Source organism: Vibrio thalassae, from assembly GCF_900089835.1.
GTDB lineage: Bacteria > Pseudomonadota > Gammaproteobacteria > Enterobacterales > Vibrionaceae > Vibrio > Vibrio thalassae.
Map to the genome: position 1 here is coordinate 1 of NZ_OANU01000012.1, position 21,850 is coordinate 21,850.

25 protein-coding genes are annotated in these 21,850 nt (G+C 44.4%); 24 read left to right on the plus strand and 1 reads right to left on the minus strand.

What is annotated here, in order from left to right; all coding sequences use genetic code 11:
* Window positions 1–138, plus strand: a 138-nt coding sequence (locus VTH8203_RS06705) for an ATP-binding protein (RefSeq protein ID WP_244181154.1), incomplete at its 5' end; no start/stop codon positions are given.
* A 374-nt stretch (window positions 139–512) separates the two neighbouring features.
* Here the strand turns inward: VTH8203_RS06705 and VTH8203_RS06710 are convergent.
* The gene (locus tag VTH8203_RS06710; protein WP_158296067.1) at window positions 513–3,245 is read right to left on the minus strand and encodes a TraI domain-containing protein; all 2,733 of its coding nucleotides are present in this window, start codon (window positions 3,243–3,245) and stop codon (window positions 513–515) included.
* A gap of 41 nt (window positions 3,246–3,286) precedes the next feature.
* On the opposite strand from VTH8203_RS06710, the gene VTH8203_RS06715 reads away from it, so the two are divergent.
* The 23 genes from VTH8203_RS06715 (at window position 3,287) to VTH8203_RS24445 (ending at window position 21,830) form a co-directional block, all read left to right on the plus strand.
* A complete protein-coding gene (locus VTH8203_RS06715; protein WP_158296068.1) occupies window positions 3,287–3,562 on the plus strand; it encodes a hypothetical protein in 276 nt (91 codons plus the stop codon).
* Between the two features lie 57 nt (window positions 3,563–3,619).
* Complete coding sequence (locus VTH8203_RS06720; RefSeq protein WP_096992971.1) at window positions 3,620–4,330, plus strand: hypothetical protein; 711 nt, start codon at window positions 3,620–3,622, stop codon at window positions 4,328–4,330.
* A gap of 292 nt (window positions 4,331–4,622) precedes the next feature.
* Complete coding sequence (locus tag VTH8203_RS06730) at window positions 4,623–5,330, plus strand: hypothetical protein (RefSeq protein WP_096992973.1); 708 nt, start codon at window positions 4,623–4,625, stop codon at window positions 5,328–5,330.
* On the plus strand, window positions 5,327–6,130 hold the full coding sequence (locus tag VTH8203_RS06735) for an AcaB family transcriptional regulator (RefSeq protein WP_096992974.1): 804 nt from the start codon (window positions 5,327–5,329) through the stop codon (window positions 6,128–6,130). The genes VTH8203_RS06730 and VTH8203_RS06735 overlap by 4 nt, the downstream gene beginning before the upstream one ends.
* A gap of 516 nt (window positions 6,131–6,646) precedes the next feature.
* Window positions 6,647–7,066, plus strand: coding sequence for a hypothetical protein (locus VTH8203_RS06740; RefSeq protein ID WP_096992975.1), 420 nt, complete (start codon window positions 6,647–6,649; stop codon window positions 7,064–7,066).
* A 9-nt stretch (window positions 7,067–7,075) separates the two neighbouring features.
* Window positions 7,076–8,188, plus strand: coding sequence for a hypothetical protein (locus tag VTH8203_RS06745; RefSeq protein ID WP_096992976.1), 1,113 nt, complete (start codon window positions 7,076–7,078; stop codon window positions 8,186–8,188).
* A 15-nt stretch (window positions 8,189–8,203) separates the two neighbouring features.
* Window positions 8,204–8,995, plus strand: coding sequence for a hypothetical protein (locus tag VTH8203_RS06750; RefSeq protein ID WP_096992977.1), 792 nt, complete (start codon window positions 8,204–8,206; stop codon window positions 8,993–8,995).
* A 12-nt stretch (window positions 8,996–9,007) separates the two neighbouring features.
* Window positions 9,008–9,580: a transglycosylase SLT domain-containing protein gene (locus tag VTH8203_RS06755; protein WP_096992978.1), complete on the plus strand. Its 573-nt coding sequence runs from the start codon at window positions 9,008–9,010 to the stop codon at window positions 9,578–9,580.
* 6 nt (window positions 9,581–9,586) lie between these two features.
* A complete protein-coding gene (locus VTH8203_RS06760) occupies window positions 9,587–10,375 on the plus strand; it encodes a PFL_4695 family integrating conjugative element protein (RefSeq protein WP_096992979.1) in 789 nt (262 codons plus the stop codon).
* The gene (traD, locus tag VTH8203_RS06765) at window positions 10,372–12,555 is read left to right on the plus strand and encodes a conjugative transfer system coupling protein TraD (protein WP_096992980.1); all 2,184 of its coding nucleotides are present in this window, start codon (window positions 10,372–10,374) and stop codon (window positions 12,553–12,555) included. Before VTH8203_RS06760 ends, traD begins: the two co-directional genes overlap by 4 nt.
* A gap of 100 nt (window positions 12,556–12,655) precedes the next feature.
* Window positions 12,656–13,483, plus strand: a complete 828-nt coding sequence (locus VTH8203_RS06770; RefSeq protein WP_096992981.1) for a sigma-70 family RNA polymerase sigma factor — start codon at window positions 12,656–12,658, stop codon at window positions 13,481–13,483.
* 8 nt (window positions 13,484–13,491) lie between these two features.
* Window positions 13,492–13,830, plus strand: coding sequence for a hypothetical protein (locus VTH8203_RS06775; protein WP_096992982.1), 339 nt, complete (start codon window positions 13,492–13,494; stop codon window positions 13,828–13,830).
* A 75-nt stretch (window positions 13,831–13,905) separates the two neighbouring features.
* Complete coding sequence (locus VTH8203_RS06780; protein ID WP_096992983.1) at window positions 13,906–14,625, plus strand: hypothetical protein; 720 nt, start codon at window positions 13,906–13,908, stop codon at window positions 14,623–14,625.
* Between the two features lie 2 nt (window positions 14,626–14,627).
* The gene (locus VTH8203_RS06785) at window positions 14,628–15,320 is read left to right on the plus strand and encodes an endonuclease (RefSeq protein ID WP_096992984.1); all 693 of its coding nucleotides are present in this window, start codon (window positions 14,628–14,630) and stop codon (window positions 15,318–15,320) included.
* Between the two features lie 9 nt (window positions 15,321–15,329).
* Window positions 15,330–16,682 (plus strand): OmpA family protein, encoded by a 1,353-nt coding sequence (locus VTH8203_RS06790; protein ID WP_096992985.1) that lies wholly within the window; start codon window positions 15,330–15,332, stop codon window positions 16,680–16,682.
* Window positions 16,683–16,697: 15 nt separating this feature from the next.
* Window positions 16,698–18,185, plus strand: coding sequence for a KIAA2012 family protein (locus tag VTH8203_RS06795; RefSeq protein ID WP_096992986.1), 1,488 nt, complete (start codon window positions 16,698–16,700; stop codon window positions 18,183–18,185).
* A 3-nt stretch (window positions 18,186–18,188) separates the two neighbouring features.
* Complete coding sequence (locus VTH8203_RS06800) at window positions 18,189–19,016, plus strand: hypothetical protein (protein WP_096992987.1); 828 nt, start codon at window positions 18,189–18,191, stop codon at window positions 19,014–19,016.
* Window positions 19,017–19,301: 285 nt separating this feature from the next.
* Window positions 19,302–19,544 carry a hypothetical protein gene (locus VTH8203_RS06805; protein ID WP_096992988.1) on the plus strand — a complete coding sequence of 81 codons (243 nt, stop codon included), beginning with the start codon at window positions 19,302–19,304 and terminating at the stop codon, window positions 19,542–19,544.
* Between the two features lie 189 nt (window positions 19,545–19,733).
* Entirely contained in the window at window positions 19,734–20,624 is an 891-nt protein-coding gene (gene rdgC, locus VTH8203_RS06810) for a recombination-associated protein RdgC (protein ID WP_096992989.1), read from the plus strand.
* A 68-nt stretch (window positions 20,625–20,692) separates the two neighbouring features.
* Window positions 20,693–21,001, plus strand: coding sequence for a helix-turn-helix domain-containing protein (locus VTH8203_RS06815; protein WP_096992990.1), 309 nt, complete (start codon window positions 20,693–20,695; stop codon window positions 20,999–21,001).
* Between the two features lie 18 nt (window positions 21,002–21,019).
* On the plus strand, window positions 21,020–21,196 hold the full coding sequence (locus VTH8203_RS24440) for a hypothetical protein (protein WP_158296070.1): 177 nt from the start codon (window positions 21,020–21,022) through the stop codon (window positions 21,194–21,196).
* Between the two features lie 70 nt (window positions 21,197–21,266).
* Window positions 21,267–21,665, plus strand: a complete 399-nt coding sequence (locus VTH8203_RS06820; protein WP_244181153.1) for a DUF4870 family protein — start codon at window positions 21,267–21,269, stop codon at window positions 21,663–21,665.
* A gap of 24 nt (window positions 21,666–21,689) precedes the next feature.
* The gene (locus VTH8203_RS24445) at window positions 21,690–21,830 is read left to right on the plus strand and encodes a hypothetical protein (protein WP_158296071.1); all 141 of its coding nucleotides are present in this window, start codon (window positions 21,690–21,692) and stop codon (window positions 21,828–21,830) included.
* The last annotated feature ends 20 nt before the right edge of the window (window positions 21,831–21,850 follow it).

Genomic DNA, 21,850 nt, shown 5'->3' on the forward strand with positions numbered 1-21,850 from the left:
ACGGCGGCATTACTGGATAGGCTTCTTCATCACTCGCACATCGTACAAATCAGTGGAGAAAGCTACCGATTACGAGGAAAGAAGGCGGCTGGAACCATACCAACAGTTCTAGAAAATCTATCTGAAAGTAAAAATTAATTACTTGGGTGGGTCAGTTTTACTTCGGCGATAACGTCGATAAGTGGGTCAATTTTAAACTGGCGTTGACATAGTAATAAACCCTTTGCTAAATAAGTATTTAATAGGCGGCGGGACTAAAGGCAGTAGTGCGAATAACTTGAGTGGTTCTTCTAGTAAACATGGTTAATTAGTGACATTACTCGATACGCCCAAGTGGGCGTATCCGGTAAAGTTTCTTACTCAAGGGGTAATTCGTGCAAGCGACAAAGCCTAATGAGTTATGTTTATGGGGAACTAAATTGTGAAGGTTAGTCTAAAAAGCTTTAGCATCACCACTCTTATTGCGTTCATGTCTTACCTGTCTTTGTTGTTCACCCACAGCTCCCACTAACTTACTCTCCACCGCCTACCAACGATAAATCTGTATTGAATGAAATAGGGCTCCCATTGAGTTGTGGTGAATTGACGGCGAGAAGGAACCCTTTAAGCACCTCACTCGTTGAAGAATTCACCATTGACACAACAGTATTGTTGTTTGTCGCGAGTGTGTAGTCACTTTTTTCGAACACCATTCTCATCTCATCTGAAATGCCATCTTCAAATAACGCGAAGAATTTGTCCGTCACTACAAATAGACCAAACCGCGTCATATGAAGTGGTGAAGAAGGTTTATTGCAGTCTATTGCTCCAGAGTTAAGTAATGACTCAATATATGGTACGTAGCGCACAACCAATTTACGCGAGTTGTCGAGACATTCCTCACTCTCCAACACTTGGGTTGGTAAAAAACCTAGCCAATGAGGTCGGCCAACGAGATACTTCCTACTGCAACGCGTCATCAGTTCTTCATCTGTGAAATTGATATCCGTTGGTGCATGAGAGAAGCGTATGGGCCCCGAAAACGGGTCTGTTTCTACTACCGTAGTGTCATCTGTCGGCATATCAATATAGTGGCTAGCATCTACTCCCATCACTGGAGGAGGATTAGCTTCACTTGACACATTTGTGTTTTTTTTGCGTGTCGCTGAAGATTCACTTATTGAGTCAGATTCAAGACTCGGAGTTTTGTTTGGCTTCGCTGGTGGTTTCTTGTTGGCTGTACGCTTTTGGGTGGAGTCATCGAGTCCACCCAAACCGACATTAATCGCTTTATCCAGCAAAGAACCCTCACCTCTCTGAACATTGGAGTTTCTGTTCGTCTCCTTGACTGACTTTCTATTTCTAGGCTTCTTGCTAGATGTTGGGCTCATACCAACCTTTTTGTCTACCGAACCTGCTTGTGAAGAAGGACTTTGCGTTGCACCAGGCACGCGGACTCCCTTTCGCTGTTTAGATGATTTGTTAGCCTCTGTAGATGATGGAATGTCTGCTGACTTGTCAACACTCTTTTTATCTACCGAACCTGCTTGTGAAGAAGGACTTTGCGTTGCACCAGGCACGCGGACTGCCTTTCGCTGTTTAGATGATTTGTTAGCTTCTGTAGATGATGAAATGTCTGCTGACTTGTCAACACTCGCCTTTACCTCTTTTTGAACCTTGCCATTACCCAAGGGCGGTAAACTTGGAGTAACTAAGACTGGTTCTTGCGTCTTCTCGGCCGAATCATCTTCCTCTACAACTTCATCTTGTGCCGAAGATGAATGAGTTTCAGCGCGACTCTTAGTAGATGTTCGACTCGTATCATCATCTTTTGCAGCTACACTGTCGGAAGACGATTCATCTTCCGTTTCATCAGTATTCTCATAGAACGCATCATACAATTCAGGGTAGTTTTCTTCTGTAAACTCATCCCGATCTTCTTCCAAGCTTTTTGGCGAAATACTGAACTGAACATCTAGTGTTTTAAGATCTGGTATTTCTATCGACGGAAACGCGCGCATATCAAAGACGAGATAGCTCATTTCACGAGATTTGTTATTGTTGTTAGTTGAGAAAAACTCGATCCACCAGAGCGTATCTCCGGATGGTGCTGTCATTGTCACATCGTTATCAGCCAGCATCGTGTAGATGCTTTGATTATTAGGAATAGATATATTGCGTGCTTTTATGCGTTTGTTGATGATCGGCAAGACCGATTTCGCTGAAACAAAGACAAGGCGACCAAATCGTTCGAGATGACTGAATTTACCCATGGCCGCTTGATTGCAATTCAGTCCGTACGACTCAGGATCGGCCAACAGAGCTGCAAACTCGTACTTATACACTTCATAGATTGGTACATTTGGATCATCTAGGTCGACGTATTTACCGCCTCCATTCAACATATAAGCTTTACGCGCTTGAGCCGTAGAGTATGAATCTCCGTGACTGACGCATCGACCAATTGCATCGCCATTTGCATAATCGGAAGCAATCGTATGAATAAGGTGTATATAGAGTTCCGCGCAATAACGTTCGTTCATATCAAGCAACCACTCCAGACCCTCTGATGGCACGACCGCTTGTAGAAAAGTCGTAGAGAATAACTCATGCGAGTTTTTCTTATATACGTTTAGATTAAGACGGTTTCTGTTGCGTTCGGTTTTGAACTCTACCTGTTCATCTTCCGATGGTGTAGCATGTATCAGTGGACTCCAGAAAATCCACTTATCATCACTGTCTTTAATATACCAACGAACATCCGTCAGTATCTTACCTGCATCATGTAACAAACCAGCTAGAAACACCGCATACATAAACGGTCGTTTTAACCACTGAATCGTCTCCGAATTACCATCCGGGAAATAATACCGTCCTTGGGATACTTTGAGTGAATAAAGGGCAACTTCTAAAGAATGCTCAATCAACCCAAATGCTTCTGCATGATGATAGCGCTCTGAAGCACCAACGTCCTGACACAACTCGGCAAATGACCTGATTGGCGGAAGATAGTATTTCATCCAGTACTCGTCAGAGAGACCTACCACCTCTTTGATGGTACTCACTAATTGTGCGCAACGCTCACGCTCCAATATAGTGTCGGCACTGAGAAAAATGTGGCGCCCTTCAGAAACGCTAGTTTTAGTTTGGGAGACAACTGGTACTGAAATTTCTGTCGCAGATTTAGCACCATCGTTAATCTCCAAACCGCTTTGCGGGTGATTTTTTTTCCGTCCGAATTTTAGGAACGAAAATATACTAGTCATCGAAATACTCATGAATAATGAAAACACCTGGGGGTAACATTTTGGGAACAGAACTAACTGAAAAACAAAGTCAGCTCATCAGTCTGCTAGGCAGCAAAACAAATCTAAAACGCATTATCAAAACTATGCCTGAGCCACACTACTCAAAGCTGAGAAAAGTGATGCTTGAAGCGATAAGTGACACCGACTCAGAAAGAGCAGAGGCGGAGTTACAAAAGCAACACAACATTGCACTCATCGAATCTGCAGTGACGCAATTGAGAGAGCAAGGCGTTCCTAGCGAACTCATTGCACAACAACTGTCTAGCACTACCTAGTATCCGCTCGTTTTAAAGTATTGAACGTCGAAAAATGAAAAAAAGGTTGGCTTGGAAATGAATACACACAGCACAGCTCTCGACTATATGAATGCGCTTAGATCTGATAGCACAAAGAAAGTAGAACACTCTCTAAACGATAGCTACGCTAGAAACTGCTCATACTACATTCGAATACTAAAGAGGTGGGCAAATACACCTAGATTGTTAGAGCCGATATCAAACTACAGAGCGGTGAGAGGTTTAGCGATAGAACTGAACAAGTACGAGTGCGGCAACTTCATCGCTCACGAAATAGGACAGCGCGGCTGCGCATACTCAGATCTTCTGCAGAAATTACTCTGGTGCCAGAAGCAACTGTCGGAGGAAGAATACCGAGCCGGGAAATTGACGCTACCAACTACTGAAAGTAGTAAAACCTGTGCAGATTTTCTCTCTAAATTAAGCGTGCACATTGAAGTGCTTGACAAACTCAGCATTCACTCGTTTACCCTGTATAAGAATGTCGTTAGCCCACAATCTAGTGAAGAAATTGAGAAATTCGCTGCCGAAAAACACATCGATTTAGATTCTCGCTCCATACCATCTAATGATTATTTAAACCTGTTGTCGGCCATCGTAGGAGTCGCGTTATCGAAAGCGGACAGCAACACAGAACTGGGTCAAATAAACAATGAGGTGAGTCTTATGCCAACGCCTAAAGACATACTTTATTCATTCGTATCAAGCGCTCTAGCGGCCAGACATGGAGGCATAGACGTAGCATGACACTCTCAATTAGAAACAAAGTGGCATACAGAAAACTGATTCGATTGAGTAATCACTATCTGCATAATCCACGACCAGTAAAAACGTGGAGTGCATACACTCGGGGCATGGAGAATCACTTGGATGAACTCAAAGATTCTCTCGCTTTTCTCGCGTCAATACCGTCTAGCTCACTTGATATTGAAGCAATACTCACGGCAATACATACACGTAGTGACGGAATCGTATTTGAAGATCTAAGCGAAACAAGAGCGTTTATTAGGTTATGTAAAAACGAATTGGAGGGCAACAAATGAGTACCAGATCGTGGACATTTAGCTACGGCATCTTGCTCAATCTGGCCATTGAAGATGCTGTTCATTCAGACATGGTAGTGATCAATGAAATACTACAGAAAGACGCTAAAGAGCAAGTAACGCTATTTCAATCTTGGTTCAATATCTCTGAAGAATTAGCGTACAAAGTAACGCATAGCAAACTGGCGACAGGTCTAATTGAAGCCGCAACATTGGTTAATGAATCGGTTACCGAAATCGCTAGTATTCAAACTCTGAGACGCGCCTCTGAAACAAAAAAAGGGCAAGAGCTCATCAAAAAATTAATAGAGAAGCACGAACTACTTGCACATATCGAGGCACTCAACATTCGCTACTCGCAACGCGATTTGCTCAAGAGTGAGCTTAACATATCTCGTCGCAACGCAGCAAAGTTAAGAGAGATCATGGATGCACCTGTTCGAGTTGTTCGAGAGCAGAACAGTTTCATTCAATCAGAAGTCAAGCTGTCAAGGAATACCAGTGCCGTGGATAAATTTCGAAGCTACAAAGCCAAAGACGACATACCGGCCATCGTAAAGAGAACCAGCCCTAACTATCCAATATCAAGCGCTATTGTCAGTTTTGCTTTACACGCAAAAATGGAAATACGCGACATCAATAGAGAGATTCTTGACGATATTGTAGCTGCCGTAACAGAGAATATGGGAAGAAAAACATCATGACTAATAGAAAGGTACAAGAAGCTTCAAAGACACCGTTTGAACATCAATCTTCAATGTCTATTACTGGAGAAATGATCGAAAACAAACCAGCTCAAACCGTCTGCATCGTGCAGTTTTACACAAAGGTTGCGCCGAAACTTCTTTTCTCAGTAAAAGATAACAACGCAGCAAAGCAGGGAAGATTTATCATTGGAGTGGACTGGTTTGACACCAAACTTGCACCACTTTATACCGCAATCCGAAACGACGACCCGTTCGCTGACCAGCTTTTGGTGGACATCGAAATCAGCATTGACGAGCTAGGAGATGCCTACAAAGCCAAGCAAGAAGAGATCCGAGAATTGATTGCCAATCGACTCACGAGCACCGGAACGCGAATAGAATTTCCAGCCGATGGCTACAACAACGAGTGCCGAGTTTCATTCAATAATCGCCTTGCTTATAGTTTCCTCTGGTTAACAAAAGAGCTTGATAATTACATGTACTATCTCTATTTGGCAGACAAGTACAATGTCATCGAACGAGCTCAGTACAACGAGCTTTGGCGCGAAGCAAAACGCTCCTTTAGATACACTCTGGGAAAAATTAACGGATGGAAGGCTACGTCAATTACGCGAGTTGACCTAGCGCAAGGAACAGCGCGTGTGCCGGTCGCTTTCAATCTCAATGAAAAGATTTCGCTAAGCCAAGAAGTCCTACTTCTTGAAGAAAGAGCAGGCACTGCACCGCCTATTTCATCATGGAAGAATAACATCTTGCCTAACGACGTTTTAAATCGATTAAAAGAAACATACTGCTAGAGCACTTTCAAAATTCCTGCATACGAGCTCGACTATCTTCACTAAGTAGTCGGGCTTTTTTCTTCCTTAAGGATTGGAAAAAGCCAATTTATAAACATTGTTGGCCTCACTCGAAACTGATTTACATCACCCGATAGTCGGTTTTGCGTCACCCGCTTTGCGGTTTTGTGTCACCCGATAGTCGGTTAGTGTCACCCAGCATTCGGTTTGTTGTCACCCGATTATCGGTTAGTGTCACCTGATATGTGGTTTTTGCATCACCCGCTTTGCGGTTTATGTCACCCTTTTTACGGTTTTGCACCACTTTTTTCTGTCACTTTTGGAGGTCTAAAAAGGGTGCCAAATCACTATATAAGAATATATATAAAATAAGCTATATGTGGGCCTGCTGGCAGAGGGGATTTGTCCGTTGTTTTGGCGCTGCACTAATTGCGGTAACTGAGAGTGGTGTTTTTTTTCATTTGCATCGTTAAAGGAGAAGAAAGAGGTTAAATAGGAAAGGGAGCACAAAATAACATGAAACTCATTTATCTCTCGCTCGCTCTTGCGCCTGCGCTCGCTAGTGCAACAAATACGGAGTCGGTTGATGCAAAACTAGTGTATGACCAAGGTGGTTACACTCAGGTTGTTATTGACTCAAACTTCGAGCAGAAATACCCACTACTTCAAGTCACAAGCTTGGAATTTCCCACTTCAGTAAAATACGTTGGCCAAGCACTCAACTACGCACTGGCGCTATCAGGTTACCAACTCGAAAGCACAAGAGACAGCGACTACACCACGTTACGTTTATACGCAAAAAAATTACCACTTGTGAATCGCAGTTTTACTCGAAGCACCGTGAAGCAAATTGTAGAGGTGATCGTTGGCCATGGCTATGACATCAACATCAACGAAAAATCACGCACCATCCGAATTGTCAAGCAAGCATCTTAAGGTGGCGGCATGAACAACCAGAAAAAAATAAAGCGACACGACCAAGGCGCAGCTGACGTTGAAAAAGTAACGCCAATCGACGCTGCGGTATCGGGGAAAAAGGAAATTGAATCGGCAACATCAACAGAGCAATCAACGGTGATGGAAGAAGCAAGCAAGGACGAATCAAGTGGCGCATCAACAGTGGAGCAATCCAATCCTATAGATACCACATCGTCGAGTGCTGAAAACGAGGAAGTGCAAACGTCCAAATTAGAAGATGTTGAGCAAGCTAGTGAGGAAGTAGCAAAAAAGAAAAAATCTGGGTCTACGGGTCTGTTGAAGGTCACCAGCCTTACATTTGTTATAGCGGCATTTTCTAGCGGCGGTTGGTATTTATACAACTCAAATGGCGGCGAGTTTCCAGACTTGGTGAACTTTGCATCAGGAAGTAACAGAGCAACATCAGTTGAAACTATATCTCAAGAAAACCTCAATCGTTTGAGCTTAGAAATGCGAGACGTTAAAGAGCAGCTGGCGCAGTTAAATCTACCACAGACCATTGATACTATGAAAACACAGAATCAATTACTCCAAGAACGCATCAATAGCGCAATCGAGTCATTCAACGCTGAAGTCGATAGATTTGCAGAAACCTCAAGGAAGCGCTCGGAAGAAATCCTAGAATTGAAAGAAGTTGTGACAAAGAATAAAACCTTCGGTGATTCAGAGCGCAAGAATCTGTCGAATCGACTTATACAGATTGAACTCGAACAAGAAAGAGAAGGGAAAGAGCTACTCGATAAGATTGAGCGTGAAGTGACTAAACTCAAGGCACTCAAGTCAAGCACTCAAACGTCAGCACCGAAAACCAATCAGAAAAAAGCACCAAAAGCGGCTCAAGCCTCTACTCAAACCACAACACCGACAACGAAACAAATCACCACTATTGGAACGTTAGCACTTGAGAAAATCAGCCGCTTTGGTAGCCAGTACGTAGCGCAGCTCACCGATGGTTTGTCAGGCGCAATGCCGATTATAAAAGGAGACAGGTTGGGGCAGTATTCTGTCGTCGACATCAACGACGAAGGCGTGACACTGAAAGACCAAATCGGAAATGTCTACCTCATGCCAGCTAAGTAATCGGAAGTGACGATAATGAAACGTAAAGTAGCCTATCTTCTATTACTGGCGCTGCCAAACTCAGCGCTGGCTTACACCCATCAATCGTTAAAAGTGATCACCACTCAGACCATTAATGCTGAAACAGGAAATAGTGATCAATCCTTTACTGTTGATGGATTGGAAATCACTTTGTCTGAAAAAGATAAACGCTTGGCTAAGAACTGGAATCTCTCGCATGGCGATTGGGCTAAGTACAAGTACATCATCGAGTACACACCGCGTGGTACGTGGACACCCGATTTGGATCCACCAATTGTATTGGGTAACTACGCAACCACTGAGGAAGAGCGTATGCACTACGCTCGGAAGATGAACGAAATAGAGTTAGCTCGTCGAGATAGAGAGTTAGCGTTTCAAGATGCAGCCATTCGAGCTATCTACCAGAGCGTCCCATCGGTAAATCCAAACATACCGAAACCAAAAACAGGTATTGCCGCTCGACTAACGGAAGGCCGTACTACGCTTCGAAGTCTCTTCATCGATTACAAGACCTGTGATAGCAAATGTAAGATTTTCTCGACACTTGCCATTGCCACGTCACCGTCGGATTCGAAACTCGATATTCACATGACAAACGCAACGGGCCCGCAGGCCGAACAGTTTCTCAGTGATATCGGTGTAACAGAAAACAAGAAGCAACAAAAAGCCATTAGCGTAAACGCGTCATTGAATAATCACATGGTTGAGAAGCACAGAAATGGCGGCACCGTTCCGTATTATCTCGTCACCATGGATACCGAAACCAAGCGTTTCCATAGCCAGTAAAGATTGTGTGTTATGAAAGTAATAAAGTTTCTTATATCAAGCGTGGTACTTTGGATTGGTTCAGTTACCTTCGCGTGGTCAGCTAGCGTCAGCGCACCGAAGTATTTCATCTGGTTATCACAACAAACTGGAGTACCCCCATTGGTACTCTATGCATTGTCTGTGCAAGAAACGAATACCAAAATGGTTGATGGTACAGTCAGTCCATGGCCGTACACCATCAACCATAAAAGGAAAGCATTTTTCTACGCTACTGAGGCAGAAATGCTTTCGAAAGCTCGCTCGTTAATTTCTCAAGGTTACCACTCATTTGATGTTGGTCCGTTTCAAGTTAATTGGAAGTGGAATGGCCACAGAGCGCGTTCAATTGAAGATTTGGGCAATGTGCACCGTAACGGCATTATCGCAGCTGAAATCTTAATGGAACACTACAAAAAGTATGGCAACTGGATAGACGCTGCTGGCCGATACCACAATCCTGCAAACAAGAACGGACTAGCTGACAAGTACAAGAAAGAGTTCAGAGAGAAGCTAGCAATGATTGAGAGCGGCAAGTATCAGAGACTTGCTCAGAAAAATGAATAGGGCCTTATGAAAAGAACCACGCAACTAACCACTATCTTGTTGTTAACGATAGCGACCAATGCTTATTCAGATATTGTTCGTAGGGATACGGTTGTCACATACTCTCATTCGATAGGGCATGAAACCGCAAAGCCAAGTTCGCACGATTCACTACCACCTAAAAAACCAGAGCTAACGGATGCAGAATTAAAGGCCGTAGTACTGGAAGAGGCTAAGTCGCTAAATCGTGTCCTTCGTTCTAGCACAATGACAGTGCTGAACGGCTACAAAAACGGCAAGCCCGATTTAGTGGTATTGGCAAGCAACGAAGAAAACTCGCAGCCAGTTGGTGAAGTCGTAAGAGTGGACCAACTTGAAGAGGCAGAGAAAAGAAAACGCCAAATGGCAGAACTGGCTCAGCTAGAAAGATTCAAAAAAGGAGTTGTCACCAAAGAGGAACTGGAGCGTTCCGCTCTTCGTAGCATCTTTCCAGTTACCACCGCTCTTAAACCTACTCGTTTACCGAGTCGCGTTATCAAGCTCTCACCAGAACAGGCAAAGCACGTCACTCGCCCAATCGCGGTCATTGGCGCGGATGACTATTCACTCCAATGGTTTCGAATGAATATAGGAGCAATCCGTCGACATAATGCAGCCGTTGTCGTCACTCAAGTAAATTCTCTTACCGATTTCCAAGCAATTAAGAAATACGCACCAGACATAGAGATGCAGCCTGTTGATGCGGGATTGTTTTTGCAAAACGTCGGGGTATCGGTTTATCCAATCATCGTGACCAACCAAGGGGCAATTCAATGAGCACCGAAAAGGAACTAGATGGCCTGTTGAGGCCATCATTTGAAATTCGCACTATCGCTTATTGTGGCATTATGATCCCGTTCATAGGATTAGCAGGCCCTTACATTGGATTAACGACGAGTTGGATACTTGTCTTTATCGCCATTTTGATTTTATTGGCTTCATATCGTCTCAAGAGCCTAATTAAAATGAAGAAGTACCAGATGTCGCTCAATGTGATTGACGCGTTCCACTTAAATACCGACCAATTGCCGTGGACAGATAAGCTTCAATGGATTGGTCGAGGGTTTGCGTATGAGGATTCTGACGCTCAGCGCGTCTGGGATGCAAAGAAAGAAAACCTCAAGCCGTTCTATAGGCAGCCAGCGTTCGTAGAACGGCTGCGAAAAAATGAGGTAAAAGTATCGCTGCGCAAAGGTAAACACAAGGGATTGAAGGAAAGAGCAGAAGCATTACTGGCTAAGCAATCCAGTAAGCAGGAATTTAGATTTGGTTTTCTGCCATTTGCGATTCGAAACATTTACAAACCGCTCCCTCCAGTTGGGGGAAACGCTCTCTACCACGCGACCGGTTATGAACGAGAGCAAGATGTCTACATGCCGCTAGATGACCGGGCAGGACATGGCATCATGTTTGGCCAAAGTCGTGTGGGAAAAACGGTCTTCTTACGTTCTCAGATTTGTCAAGATATTGCTCGTGGCGATGGCGTGGCAGGTGTATTTGATCCAAAAATGGATTTAGAGCTGCTTGGCATCATGTGGGCAGAAGCCAAACGCCTTGGTAAAGAAGATAATTTCTACGTTTTTCTTCTGGGCGAACCAGAATTAAGTTCAAAGTATAATTCCATTTCCGACTTTAGCCGTTTGACAGCAGTCGCAGGTCGAATCTCGAACCAAATGTCAGGCAGCGGAGACGGTCAGGTGTTTAAAGACTTCGCTTTCAACTTTATGGTATATATTTCTGCCGCATTGCTCGATATGGGCGAGCAACCGACGTTCAAATCGATGAAAGCCAACATTGAAGATCTGGAGGGCCTGTTTAATCGATTCGGTAAGCACCTCATGCGTAAACATAATCCCAACTACATTGAGGAATACGAAGCCCTCAACAAACCGAAATTTAAGCAGAACGCAAAAGGAGAGCTTGTTGAAGATAAGCTGAAAATGGGTGCGATGAAAGGCCGTGATTACTCCACCGTCATCACCGATAAAATAACGACGGACTTCTACGAACGAAATCCCAAGCTCATTAACCAATACTTTGAAGGACTGCGCTCTACGATGAAGTCAGATCAACAATATACAAGTAAACTGACGGCTTCACTCATTCCACTTCTAACCAAATTAACGTCCGGCCAATTGGCCGATATCATTAGCCCAGACTTTGACGACATTGCAGATAAACGCACTACGTTTAGTTGGGATAAGATAATCCAACGACGCGGTATTTTCTATTGTGGCCTCAGTGCCATGCAAGACGAAGTAACAGCTGAGGCCGTAGGCAACACGTTCTTTGCTGACTTGGTAGCCAAGGCTGGTGAAATTAATAACTACGGCATCAATAAAGGTATGCCAGGCGCATCAACCAAGGACATCATTCCGATTAACCTACACTGCGACGAATTTCAGGCACTTATCTCTTCTGATGAAGTAATTTCCCTGCTAAATAGATCTGGCTCGGCTGGGGTTCGCATAATGGCCTACACTCAAACGCGAGCCGATATCGAAGCTAAATTAGGAGACAAAGCCAAAGCCGATGTCGTACTTGGAAACTTTAACAACGTCTTCATGATGCGCGTTGCGAACAAATACACAGCTGAGTATCTCACTGAAATGGTGCGAACCGCGGATGTTATGGCGATTGACACGATGGGCGCCACCTCCGATGGTGGTGCAATCACACCTAAGTCCGGATTCAACGAAGATGACGATGCAAACACAGCGGGTGAGGGCTTCTTCGGTACCAGAACGCAGGCATCTATCAAAGTTGAGGCTCACCAACCTATCATTTCAGATGAAACGATCATGACTCTGCCAAAGGGTCAAGCATTTGCGTACATCAACCGGAATAAACTGGTTAAGCTTCGTTTCCCAATTCTTCATGATGCGGCTGGCGCGGAAGTGGGTAATGCTGAAGTGATTTACAGAGAATTACGCGAGCGAATTGCCAGAGCCACGTAAGTCGTCCGAGAGTTACCGCAAAAAGGGCAGTAAACGCTGGCATCACTACGCAGAGTTTGCTATTAACGTTACATAATAGCAACGAATGGCATAGATTGTGATGCAAGGGATTGATATATACCGAAATGAAGTAGCAAAACTCTCCGTACTCAGTAGAGAGGACGAAGAGGCGCTGTATCCAGCGCTCGTCGTCGGGAAGAAAGACGCTCAACACAAGCTTATCAATGCGAACATCCGCATTGCGATAAAGTATGCCAACATGTACAGCAGACGTTACCCGCAACTGGAGTATGAAGAGCTGCTCAGTGAATCGAACTTAGGTTTAGTTGAGGCAGTGAAATCATTCAATCCAAGCGCCGGTAATCGTTTCTCTACGTACGCGGTCTACTGGATAACTAAATATCTCGAAAGGCATTGTGTGTCCAACACTTTCCACGTCACCGTGTCGACACGAATTTACTACAAAGCGGTCCATTACCACTCATGGCTGGCTAAACAACGTGTGTGTTTACGGACGGTCACACCGGAATTAAAAAAACAGGCTCAAAAAGAGCTCGGTATAACCAACAAATCGTTACATGAAATAGAAACGTATCTTATCCAGCATCGTAACGATTCAAATCAAGATTCGTTGGAGTGGGTGAAAGATAACTTTAGTTTTTTAGATAACGAGCCAAAGGGCTCGTATGACAACGAAAGCGTCGAGTCGTCTATCGATTCCCACAGAATTAACAAAACCGTTGACGAAGCATTTGATAATTTGAAACCGCTAGAAGCAGAAGTGATGTCTCGGCTGTTTGGTTTGAAGCATGAAAAAGGCACCACCAAGCAGATCGCTGAAGAGGTGGGTATTACGAGTCGTCGAGTCAAGAGCACTAGACTAGACGCTCTTAAAAAACTGAAACGACAAGTACTATCGAGTTTATGAGTTCGCAAATGAAGAAACTAATCCTAGCGGCTGTCTGTTGTTTGTTTTACGCGCTAACACCACTGAATGATACCCAAGCTTCTCAAAGCATGACATCAATGACACCACATGAACCAGAAACCGTGTGCCGTGTCGAAAACCCAGCCAATGCCGGTATCAAGTGTAAGAACTCGGACGTATTTTTGTTTTTACCAAATCTTGTCGGCAACAACTCGAATTTGCCCGTCATCGTCTCAGCTATCTTCTGCAATTTCAGGTATCCAATAATCACCACGCCTGATGCGGTCACTTGTGTCTTTTCAGACTCCAGAAAGGCATCGTGGTCGGAGTATGGCGTCGCAGAGTGATCTTTTTAGCTTAACCTTGCATTCGCTTGGGCCCTGTTAATGTAAACGTGAATTCATATGATTAAGAGAAGGACTATGACTCGATCAATTGACATGTTTGCAACCACCGATACTGCAGACCAAAACATCTTGGTGGGCTATCGCCTAACACAGCCTGGCCACACATCATTTATCCGCTACGCAAAGGTCTCACTTGAATCACGAGGAGATGAGCACAACAAAGCGCGTGCGGAACTCATCACACTTCAACATATACTTTTGCATTGCGATCTTTTCGATTATGCAGAGCTACCTCGTACAAATATCACCGTCAGCACAGGACAATGCAAGAAAGGGATTCAGAACCGTAGCGGCAAGGAACAAATCAATCGACTGGGAGGCTCATTACGAATGGTCATCGATACGTCAAAGATCTTAGTGAGAAATCAAGCCCCTGCATGGTTTAAAGAAAGCACGATGTCATCCAATCAACTGTCGATGTCAGGACTGTATTTTAATACACATCTCCCAGCGACCTGTGCATTGGGCTCTATTCGCATCTCTTCAAATGTATTAGATCGATTTAAAGCGCTGTCAAAGGACCGGCCGACCAATCCACTTAAGAGTCTCAACCGATTACTGAACAGCTCTCTTATTCGAGCAAATCTTCCCGATCACGTCGTTAAGCACAAACGTCGCTTATACGGGGCCAGTGAGTATTGGTCAGTACCGAATTCAGATTGGATTTTCATATTCGCCACCGACAAAAAGGAACCCGTTCTGGTAACTTGCTACAAGGCAGAAGGAAACCGCTAACAATGAAACGCTTATTAACTCTCGCAATTTGTACCACCGTGTCGACGACAGTTTGGAGTCAGGCGTCTTTCTCCTCGAGCAAGAGCAAATTGACGAATTGGTACCAACAACATCCAGTACCCACGATTTACTGCGGGTGCGACATTCAGTGGATAGGAAAGAAAGGCAAACCAGATTTGCAATCATGTGGTTACCAAGTGCGCAAACAAGAAAAGCGCGCTAACCGTATTGAACATGAACACGTGAAATCAGCGTGGGCCATGGGTCATCAACGACAGTGTTGGCAAAACGGTGGACGAAAGAACTGTGTCAAAACCGACGCGTCGTTCAAAGTAATGGAAGCGGATCCACACAACTTGTTTCCGTCTATTGGTGAAGTAAACAGTGACAGAAGCAACTACCGTTTCAGTCAATGGAAAGGCATTCAAGGCGCAACGTATGGCCAATGCGAGCTCCAAGTGGATTTTAAAGCAAGAAAAGTCATGCCGCCACAGCGCGCTAGAGGTGTTGTTGCTCGTGCTCAGCTATATATAGCGGATCAGTATGGAGTTCGCCTATCTAATTCAGAACGCCAGCTTTTCGACGCTTGGAATAAGCAGCACCCTCCACTTCTTTGGGAGTGCGAACGAAACCTTTATATAAAATCGTGGTGGGGCAATGACAACTCATTCGTCACCAACGCGTGTAAGCAATAGGAACCGTCTATGAAGGCACGAAGTTTATTTTCATTCGCAACACTTATATTAGCTGGCTGTAGTAGCTCTGGCAGTTATATCGCCACACACGATGTGAACGGGTGTGAGCTCGTGTATGGGCAGCGAATAGTAGATGAGTGTGGTAGCAACCATTACTACGACTATCGCCTTCAGACGCTCACTGAGGCGGCAGAAAAGGTCGGTTACATACTCAATCACGATATTGTTGGTGGGACAGGCGCAGCGAGTGATGCTTATCCGATGATGGCCCACTCTATTACAATTACGCCAAAAGAAGGTGAATTCTTCGCTTCGGGGCAAAGTGAGATGAGCCCTCAGAACGTGGCCAAACTGCAGCACTTTATTGAAGACTATCTGCGCACACTAGATACCAATCACAATGTACTCGTTCTCGGCCATACCGATGCGGTAGGCAAAGAATCGTCAAACAAATCACTGTCAGCAAAACGGGCTCGGTATGTGTCTGATCTGATTTATACCGCTTCTCGCGGCAAAGTGAGTTCTTGGTCATACGGTATGGGTGAATCCGTTCCAATTGCTCCGAATTACACCAAAGAAGGACAAGGCCAAAATCGTCGTATTGAGATTGTCGATATCTTCAATAATTCAGAGTCTCGTAACATGGACAAGGAGCAGCTGTTCGCCATCATTCAATTCAAGCAGGCTCAGCTGGTGGTTAACGAAAAATGGAAAAACCTTACTGATCCAACCAAAGTTGCCAAAACTCAGACTAAAACGAAACGGAAAAAAGTCACTTATAAGGACAAGAACCCGCTCAAATTGAAAGGTAAATTGTTCAAGCAAGACGATGCTGCTCACTCAATCGCTACTTACCTTGGACCGTATCATGCCGACAGTTGGTTCAACTTAATGCCTACCGCAGTAGCGTCCAACCTTGATATTGAATCATGCCCGATGATAGAGAGACCGACTCAATCAGACTCTAATGGAAAAAAAGGAAAGGTCGGTAATTCATTTCCGGCTCTGTTCTCAACCTCCTGGAACACGATGCCGCAAAAAGGTGAAACTGTTGTCGTGCTGCGCCCTGTTCAAGTAGAAAAGGATTTTATTGCGTCTGAAGATCCAACCTTGTCTTTCATAACGGACTACCAACCCAATAAAAACACGGCCGATTACAGCTATGACATGTATGTGCAGACCGCGCCGGGTGACAATGCACTGCTCTACCGAATATTCCCGAAAGATCCGGAAGCTCCGTTGGTGTGTGCCGACTTGATTTTTCGGACTACGGGGGAGAATAAAACGAAATACATGGCAGTGTACTACAAGAGTCAAGGCCAACTTTATCAGAAGAATCTAACTTTACAGCTCTCACTTTAATCAAGGACAACGTTTATGGATATGTTTTCGATGCTGCTAGCGCACTGGCAACGAGCACTGATTGTCGTCATTGCGACTGTCTGTGTCATTCTGCTGCTTCAAAAAAATCGCGATCAAATAAGCTTATTTTTCCTCGGTCTCCGACACCGAACGTCCATCTTTGGAAAAATCAATCGTATGGCGAAAAACAGTACATCCACCAATGGTTGGTTTCATTCTGAACGTCAAATCTGCCAGGATTACAAGCCACACTACAACCAGAACTACCGCTCTGGCCAACACTATGATGACTGTAAACGTTATTTGGATATAGTCGGTGAAGATGGCCGTAAGCCACTCACCGGCCCGATGATTATTGGTTTAATGTTCGTGCTATTCCTTGAGGCTTTCGGATTCAGTTACACCATGAGCGGCTTTATTGATCTGTCAGCCAGTGAAGATACTCGACAAGTGATGTCCTACATTCTAGCTTTTGGTTTTGCGATTGCACTCGCATTAGTAACGCACTCTATGGGGGCAGAAATTCACCGTAACCGATTGATTGAAAGCGTGCGTTTGTTGTGGAAAGCAGACCGCGATCCTGAGCCGCAACTCACGGCTCAAGTCGGTGATCGCGTAGGTCGCATCGATAATCCATCAGACATGACACAAAAACCATATATTCAGCGACTTAATCGTTTAAAATTAGGTTCTACAACGAAAAAATACCACTGGTCAATTGCGACCATTGTGGTTGTCATTGTGATCGCGACAACGCTGACTTACATTCGCGTGAAAGCCATGGAATCGGCAATGACGATGGATACCATATGTAAAACTCAAATGACTCAATCAGAAAGTTCATTTGATTTTAGTACCCTCGATGGTGATGCAGGAACACTGGCTATCGATCCCGATTACAACCGCGCTGCAATCGACAATGGCACTAATGAGGCGTGTAACGCTACCGAAGCAGGCAGTTGGGCGACCTTTGGCATCATGGCGATTCTGTTCGCTTTATTACAGGCGTTTGCGACTTGGGTATCCATGAATTTCGGGTTTGCAGGCAAACTCAGCCGTGAAGCCTACGACTATACCCACAAGTTCGCGACTCGAGAAGAATTCATAGCCCACTATGAAGTACAAGCCTCCAAGGTTGCTGACTATGCTCAGAAATCACTAACACGCTTGCAGACGCGCATGGCTAAAAAGCTACCAGATATCACTCAATCGACAGAGGTTACCGCATTGATAGCAACAGCCGAACAGCGCAGCTTCCATGACTTCTTGCAGTGGGAAAAAGACCAAGAGTTAGAGCGTTCACTTCAAGAAATGTCTCGCACTATTCAAGCTGATCAAATTAAAAAAGCGAAGCGTCAGGCCAGTACCTTAACGGACGAAGAAATGCGTGAGCAACTACTAGCTGAACACTGCGCTAACGTCGCTCAGGATCAAGAAGCTCGGATAGAAACAGAAGAGGAGCAACGAGCGCGACTCATGAAAGAGCTAGGAATAGAGGGCTGATATATGAAGAAACGATGGGTTCTGCTTTTGGCAATGGCTGTATCTGCAGCCGTTACCAACGCCAGTAACAGAAATGACATTCCATCTTGCTATGACATGGCTAACGTCAGTGAACTCAAGCCAACACAAGTAGAAAGAGAGTTGTTCGTCATTATCGATAAGACCGTCAACCTCAATACCTCGTTGAAAGAGTCAGTGCATAAACAGATGAATCGCTTTAATCGTTCGGGCGACAAAATCACTATCGTTACGTTCTCAGCCCTAGCAGAAGGTGATTATACGGACATTGTGTTCTCTGGCGCGTTCGAGCCGAGTTTGTCTAAAAAAGACCGAAATGCTATGAACCGAAATAAGCTTCGTAACCTAGAGAACTGTCTGGTCAACCAAAAATCAGCCATCAAACCGATTCACGGACGTTTAGCCTCTGCTTTTCCAAGTGAGCAAGACAGCTACCCACGCACCGAGCTTGTTGGTACCCTCCTAAATCTATCGAATGATCTAGTGGCACCATCCAATGCACAAAAAAAAGTGGTACTTGTTGTTTCTGACATGCTCGAAAACAGTGAGACCTTAAGCTTCTATCGCAACGGAAGTGTTTATGTAACTGATGCCGACAAAGCCCTAACGACTATCGAAGAATCTGGATTTCAAGGTAATTTTGATCAATCGGATATCTATGTCATTGGAGCTGGTTACATCGAAGGAGCAAAACGCTATTCATCCCAAAAATCGGTCAACGAATTAGAGAACTTCTGGCGAAGCATATTTTCATCGTCCAACGGCAACCTAAAAGCCTTTGGTAAACCGAGTCTGCTCACGCAAATACAATAGCCTCATATTTGGCGGCCTTTCATCGGCCGTCTTTTTCCTTGATTTTGACCAAAACGCCTTACTCTAGCGATTAGAGCGTCCAACACCATAGGAGCCATTGAGGACACTTCTAAGCTATCGAACAAAGACGACTTAATTGTACTGGTGGGATTAGTGGTGTTTCTCGCATTGCTGGTGGCAGTGATGGTCTAGTCGACCGTCAGCACCGTCCTCCTATCAGGCTTTCTAGCCGCCACTGCGTTTGGAAGTGGCACTCTTGGCCTTTTACTAATGGAGAATAGCGTTATGTTTTTGATACGCGATTATGGAAATGACACGCCTTGTAAGTCGATTGTTGAGCTGAAAAGCCAGTTAGCGGCTCTGTATCCAAACCAAAGTGTCAGCATTCAGTATGCTCGACCATCAGGTATAGAAACCGTCGATTTTGTTGACGTCTCTGACTCAGGTGTAGTCACCGAAAGCTACGGTGATGCATCACTCTATGACTTTGAAGCTCTGTCTAAGCGAGTGGGAACAAAAGACGACTGATTGCTTGCGTTATATTTTCTGCTTCTACGATGGTTCACACTAACTAACGTTTGGGAGAATAGAACATATGATAAATGGATAGAAGGAATACCGTTACAAGAAAAAGACCGCAATAAGGGCAGCTAACCCAGTCCTTTCTCGTAAAGCGCGCCTTTATAGAGTTAGATACCAATACTCTGAGGTGCGAACATGATGACAAAGATGACTTTCTATCGCTTAGGCGAGGACGCGACATTGCCAAGCAGCGAAAAGCTTGACGAACTGTTGGCAACAGATGGTGCGTTCAAACCTTGCGAACCTACCGATCTCTCTCGTTCTGGTTTTATTCCTGTTGGCCCCACTGATATGCATTGCTACAACATGGATAATGGTCACTTTCAAATCTTGGAATTTCAAACCGAATCCAAAGTTATCCCCGCTCAAGAAATCAAAAAGCTGACTCAAGAACGCATTACGGCCACACAGTTTAAGATTGGCAAAAAACTCAACAAAGATGAGAAAGACCTTATCAAACTGACCGCAACCAAAGAGCTAGCAGCCTTAGCATTCACTCGCAAATCATCGGTAAAAGTTGCCTTGTTCAACAACTTAAAAGCGGATGGAACGCGCCTAATTGGAGTGGAATCAGGTAAAAATAAGGCAGAAGAGGTGATTTCGGCTTTACGTAAAGTCCTAGGCTCTTTGCCAACTTCACCTTTTAAGCCCGATGATGCGGTCAATCAAATGGTCAATTGCGCCCTAGGCGGTACAGAGCATTCCCTATTTGAGTTTGACGGTAACTGCACTCTGACAAACCTTGCTGACGAGAGCGAGATCCGCTTTAAGCAAAGAACCAGTGACGAGGTTAACGAGCACATAGCAGGTCATAGAGTATCGGCTATCGGCCTAACAAACCGTGATATTAGCTTTGAAGTGAACGAAGTTAACCCGTTGGCGTTAACGAAAATTAAATACAAGGTCACGACCGAACCTGCACCGAAAGATGCCGACAACGCAGAGCAGATTAATTTTGATGCCGATATTTTCCTGACAGTTCAAACGATGTCAGAAACATTAAGAAGCTTCTTACACACTCACTAGATTTGGACTTGCATTATCTGATTTGAGTGGAAGCTGGAAATAGATGATTGACCTCAAGGGTGAAATAGATGATTGACTTCAAAGGTGAAAAAGTTGGTTGGACTGAGTTAAGTAATCGCTACAGAATCCCTATTTCCACTCTAGTTAATCGCTATGAATCTGGTCTGCGTGGCGAGGATTTAGTTAGACAATCGCATCAAGGAATTGGCAATAAACGTGCCGCTAACAAATTAACTGAAAATGATGTTAGAGCAATCAAAACGCTTCTTGCGACAACAGAGTTAACACAGGCGGCAATCGCCAAACAATTCAATGTTCACCAGTGCCACGTATCTGATATTAAGCGCGGCAAGAAGTGGGCTGAAATTAAGCTATAGGGGGAAGTATCACATCCAATGGCAACATCTAAATTAAAAGCGCTAGTACAGTTAATAATTGCCCTCATAGGCTGTGTTATGGGTTTTGCTCTTGTAGGGCTTGAGGTTAATGTACTAGCGAAATTAGGTGGTGGTTTGACGTTGCTCATATCAGGATTTGCAATATCAAATTCAATTTCCACACTCAAAATTTAACCAAAGGGGAAGGTAGCTGCGACAAGGCTACGACAACCTATTTTTTATCAGACGAACATAGGAGAGACTAATGTCTGAGAATAACGAAGCAACAATGGAAAATGAGATGGTAGAAACTGTAGAGAACGGGGCTGTTGCTGAACAGCTATCTGAAAAAGATAAGCAGGCAAAAACCAACGCGATGATTGCTTACGGTTGTATGCTAGTCGGCTTATTCACTGGTATCTTTTGGATCATCGGTGCGGTGTGGGCGATGATTAAAAAATCGGATGCTCAAGGCACCAAATTCCACAGTCACTACAACAACATCACAACCACATTTTGGGTTGGTCTTGGTCTAACCATTGTTGGCATCATCACGGCTGCCTTTATTATCGGCTACCTGATCCTGATTGCAAACCTTATCTGGTGTATCTACCGCGTAGTTAAAGGATTGGCGCGTATTACGTCGGACAAAGCCTACGCTTAATTCACCATAGAAACGGAGGTGACAATGCTGAAAACTGGCTGTGAGGGCGTTTATCAAAGCGCTGACCACGAAGCGCTGGAATTTCGATTTTGTTTGTGTCCCAAAGGTGAAGCTTTAAAAGACGAAGAAGAACAAGTGAAAGACAGACTCACTCACACCGATTAATCTTTATTTCAACTCCAAAC

Excerpts from the sequence above, each read along its gene's own strand:
- VTH8203_RS06710 (WP_158296067.1), bottom strand. The coding sequence starts at position 3,245 with ATGACTAGTATATTTTCGTTCCTAAAATTCGGACGGAAAAAAAATCAC.
- VTH8203_RS06720 (WP_096992971.1), top strand. The coding sequence starts at position 3,620 with ATGAATACACACAGCACAGCTCTCGACTATATGAATGCGCTTAGATCT.
- VTH8203_RS06730 (WP_096992973.1), top strand. The coding sequence starts at position 4,623 with ATGAGTACCAGATCGTGGACATTTAGCTACGGCATCTTGCTCAATCTG.
- VTH8203_RS06735 (WP_096992974.1), top strand. The coding sequence starts at position 5,327 with ATGACTAATAGAAAGGTACAAGAAGCTTCAAAGACACCGTTTGAACAT.
- VTH8203_RS06740 (WP_096992975.1), top strand. The coding sequence starts at position 6,647 with ATGAAACTCATTTATCTCTCGCTCGCTCTTGCGCCTGCGCTCGCTAGT.
- VTH8203_RS06745 (WP_096992976.1), top strand. The coding sequence starts at position 7,076 with ATGAACAACCAGAAAAAAATAAAGCGACACGACCAAGGCGCAGCTGAC.
- VTH8203_RS06750 (WP_096992977.1), top strand. The coding sequence starts at position 8,204 with ATGAAACGTAAAGTAGCCTATCTTCTATTACTGGCGCTGCCAAACTCA.
- VTH8203_RS06755 (WP_096992978.1), top strand. The coding sequence starts at position 9,008 with ATGAAAGTAATAAAGTTTCTTATATCAAGCGTGGTACTTTGGATTGGT.
- VTH8203_RS06760 (WP_096992979.1), top strand. The coding sequence starts at position 9,587 with ATGAAAAGAACCACGCAACTAACCACTATCTTGTTGTTAACGATAGCG.
- traD (WP_096992980.1), top strand. The coding sequence starts at position 10,372 with ATGAGCACCGAAAAGGAACTAGATGGCCTGTTGAGGCCATCATTTGAA.
- VTH8203_RS06770 (WP_096992981.1), top strand. The coding sequence starts at position 12,656 with ATGCAAGGGATTGATATATACCGAAATGAAGTAGCAAAACTCTCCGTA.
- VTH8203_RS06775 (WP_096992982.1), top strand. The coding sequence starts at position 13,492 with ATGAAGAAACTAATCCTAGCGGCTGTCTGTTGTTTGTTTTACGCGCTA.
- VTH8203_RS06780 (WP_096992983.1), top strand. The coding sequence starts at position 13,906 with ATGACTCGATCAATTGACATGTTTGCAACCACCGATACTGCAGACCAA.
- VTH8203_RS06785 (WP_096992984.1), top strand. The coding sequence starts at position 14,628 with ATGAAACGCTTATTAACTCTCGCAATTTGTACCACCGTGTCGACGACA.
- VTH8203_RS06790 (WP_096992985.1), top strand. The coding sequence starts at position 15,330 with ATGAAGGCACGAAGTTTATTTTCATTCGCAACACTTATATTAGCTGGC.
- VTH8203_RS06795 (WP_096992986.1), top strand. The coding sequence starts at position 16,698 with ATGGATATGTTTTCGATGCTGCTAGCGCACTGGCAACGAGCACTGATT.
- VTH8203_RS06800 (WP_096992987.1), top strand. The coding sequence starts at position 18,189 with ATGAAGAAACGATGGGTTCTGCTTTTGGCAATGGCTGTATCTGCAGCC.
- VTH8203_RS06805 (WP_096992988.1), top strand. The coding sequence starts at position 19,302 with ATGTTTTTGATACGCGATTATGGAAATGACACGCCTTGTAAGTCGATT.
- rdgC (WP_096992989.1), top strand. The coding sequence starts at position 19,734 with ATGATGACAAAGATGACTTTCTATCGCTTAGGCGAGGACGCGACATTG.
- VTH8203_RS06815 (WP_096992990.1), top strand. The coding sequence starts at position 20,693 with ATGATTGACTTCAAAGGTGAAAAAGTTGGTTGGACTGAGTTAAGTAAT.
- VTH8203_RS24440 (WP_158296070.1), top strand. The coding sequence starts at position 21,020 with ATGGCAACATCTAAATTAAAAGCGCTAGTACAGTTAATAATTGCCCTC.
- VTH8203_RS06820 (WP_244181153.1), top strand. The coding sequence starts at position 21,267 with ATGTCTGAGAATAACGAAGCAACAATGGAAAATGAGATGGTAGAAACT.
- VTH8203_RS24445 (WP_158296071.1), top strand. The coding sequence starts at position 21,690 with ATGCTGAAAACTGGCTGTGAGGGCGTTTATCAAAGCGCTGACCACGAA.